We start from the raw sequence: 2,781 nt of genomic DNA, 5'->3' as shown, positions 1-2,781 counted from the left end.
ACCCGCACGCGCCCGATGCGCACCATCGGCACGGGCATTGAGCGGTGGGCAGGCGTGCCATGGGGCGTGCTTTTGGTGCCGGGGCTTGACTTGAATTAATAAATGGCTCCAAATTAAGAGCTATTTATGGAGCTTTATGGATACCGTTTTGGCAGAACTGTCTGTGAGCATGTCCGAGTTCAAGAGGAACCCGGCCGCCGTGCTGCGCGAGTCGCGCAACCGCCCCGTGGCCGTGCTCAACCACAACCGTCCCGCCTTCTACATGGTCGAGCCGCAGCTGTTCGAAGCCATGATGGAAGAGCTCGCCGACAACGATCTCTACCGCAAGGCAGCGACCCGCCTGGCCGACAAGTCGCGCGCGGTCGAGGTGAGCCTTGACCAGCTCTGAGAACAACCCTGCCCACCGCTACGCGCTGCGCTTCATGCCCGAAGCGCTCGATGAGTGGCACGCGCTGGACGGATCGGTCCGCACACCGCTCAAAAAGCTGCTCGCCAAACGGCTGGAGCAGCCCCACGTGTCCGGCGGCCAACTGCACGGCCCGCTGGCCGGTTGCTACAAGATCAAGTTGCTGAAGCAGGGCGTGCGCTTGGTCTATTCGGTTGAAGATCAGGACCTCGTTGTGCTCGTGCTCGCGGTGGACAAACGCGAAGACGGCGTGGTCTATGGTTCGGCCACTGCACGTCGGCCCCCAACCGCACCTGCCAATCCAGCGGTTGCCCAGCGTTCCAGCAGACGCAAACCCGGCGCCTGATCGCGCCGCAGCCCGCCCGGCTTCTATCATCCGGGCCATGCCGAATAAAAACACATCAGGGAACCCCGCTACCGCCGACGCTGGCACCGACAGCGCCGCTGCCTTCATCAAACGATGGAAAGGCGTCACCGCTTCCGAGCTGTCCACCTCGCAGAGCTTCGTCATCCAGCTGTGTGAGCTGCTCGGTGTCGAAGCGCCGCACCCCACGCCTGAACAGAGCTACATGTTCGAGCGCCCCATCACCTTTCAGCACGGTGACGGCTCCACCAGCGCGGGCCGGGTGGATTGCTACAAACGCGGCCACTTCGTGTGGGAGAGCAAGAAGCTCAAGGCCGGCGTTACCGCCCAACAAGCCGGCGCCGCCCCCACCAAAGCCTTTGACGACGCCTTGCTCAAGGCCCGCACCCAGGCCGAAAACTACGCCCGCGCGCTGCCCGCCGCCGAAGGCCGCCCGCCCTTCGTGGTGGTGGTCGATGTGGGCCACGTGATCGAGCTGTACGCCGAGTTCACCCGCAGCGGTGCCACCTACACCCCCTTCCCCGACCCGCGCAGCCACCGTATCCGCCTGGAGCAGCTGGCCGACCCCGCCATCCAGAATCGGCTCAGGGCCCTGTGGACCGATCCGCTCAGCCTCGACCCTTCGCGCGTCAGCGCCAAGGTCACACGCGCCGTCGCCGCCGAGCTGGCCGATCTGGCCAAGAGCCTGGAAGTCGCGGGTCACGCACCCCAGCCCGTGGCCGCCTTCCTCACGCGCTGCCTCTTCAGCATGTTTGCCGAAGACGTGGGCCTGCTCCCAGCCCATCCCGATGGAACCGGCAGCTTCGTGCATCTGCTCAAGAGCTTCCGCGAACAGCCCGCCACCCTGGCGCAGATGCTCAAGGTGTTCTGGCAGGGCATGGACGCGGGTGGCTTCAACGCCGCCATCGCTCAAGACGTGCTGCGCTTCAACGGCAAGCTCTTCAAAGGCGCGGGGGTCGATGGCTACGTGCTCCCACTCAGCACCACGCAGATCGACGGCTTGCTGCGCGCTGCCAACGCCAACTGGCAAGAAGTCGAGCCCGCCATCTTCGGCACCTTGCTGGAGCGCGCGCTCAACCCCACCGAGCGCCACGCCCTCGGCGCCCACTACACGCCGCGCGCCTATGTGGAGCGCCTCGTGCTGCCCACCGTGGTGGAGCCACTGCGCGCCGACTGGGCCAATGCCCAGGCCGCCGCCGTGGTGCTCGCGCGAGAGGCCGATGAACTGGACGGCAAAAAGCGCGAAGCCAAGCTCGAAGAAGCCCGCGCCGAACTGCGCCGCTTCCACCACCAGCTCTGCACCACCCGCGTGCTCGACCCGGCCTGCGGCAGCGGCAACTTCTTGTACGTGACGCTGGAGCATTTGAAGCGCCTCGAAGGAGAGGTGATGAACCAGCTCGAAGCGCTCGGCGAGACGCAAGACCGCCTCGGTCTGGAGGGCGAAACCGTCACGCTGCAGCAGCTGCGCGGCATCGAACTCAACCAGCGCGCCGCTGCCCTGGCCGAGCTCGTGCTGTGGATCGGCTGGCTGCAATGGCATGTGCGCACCCGCGGCCTGGCCAGCGTGGCCGAACCCGTGGTGCACGACTACGGCAACATCGAGAACCGCGACGCCGTGCTCGCCTACGACCGCGCCGAACCCGCGCTGGATGCAAGCTGCAAAACCATCACGCGCTGGGATGGCGTGACGTTCAAGAAGCATCCGGTAACCGGTGAAGACGTGCCCGACGAGGCCGCGCAGGTGGCGCAGTGGGCCTATGTGAACCCGCGCCCTGCCGAGTGGCCGGCGGCAGAGTTCATCGTGGGCAATCCGCCGTTCATTGGCGCAGGCGCCATGCGCGCAGCGCTCGGCGACGGCTACGCGCAGACGCTGCGCGCCACCTGGCCCGAAGTGCCCGAGAGCGCGGACTTCGTCATGTACTGGTGGAGCCGTGCTGCGGCGCTCACCGCACAAGGTCGCGTGTCCCGTTTCGGCTTCATCACCACCAACAGCCTTCGCCAGACCTTCAAC

General features: G+C 66.1%; 3 protein-coding genes. All 3 read left to right on the top strand.

Features of this window, described 5'->3' with window-relative positions; translation table 11 throughout:
• Positions 1–148 precede the first annotated feature (148 nt).
• Entirely contained in the window at positions 149–388 is a 240-nt protein-coding gene (locus B0E41_RS00155; protein ID WP_253194506.1) for a type II toxin-antitoxin system prevent-host-death family antitoxin, read from the top strand.
• Positions 375–752, top strand: coding sequence for a type II toxin-antitoxin system RelE/ParE family toxin (locus B0E41_RS00150; protein WP_253194504.1), 378 nt, complete (start codon positions 375–377; stop codon positions 750–752). The genes B0E41_RS00155 and B0E41_RS00150 overlap by 14 nt, the downstream gene beginning before the upstream one ends.
• A 37-nt stretch (positions 753–789) precedes the next feature.
• Positions 790–2,781 (top strand): DNA methyltransferase (locus tag B0E41_RS00145; protein WP_143433582.1); only part of this gene is annotated, 1,992 nt, incomplete at its 3' end.

It is taken from the genome of Hydrogenophaga sp. A37, assembly GCF_002001205.1.
Taxonomy (GTDB): domain Bacteria; phylum Pseudomonadota; class Gammaproteobacteria; order Burkholderiales; family Burkholderiaceae_C; genus Hydrogenophaga.
This window is presented reverse-complemented; position numbering and strand designations above follow the sequence as displayed.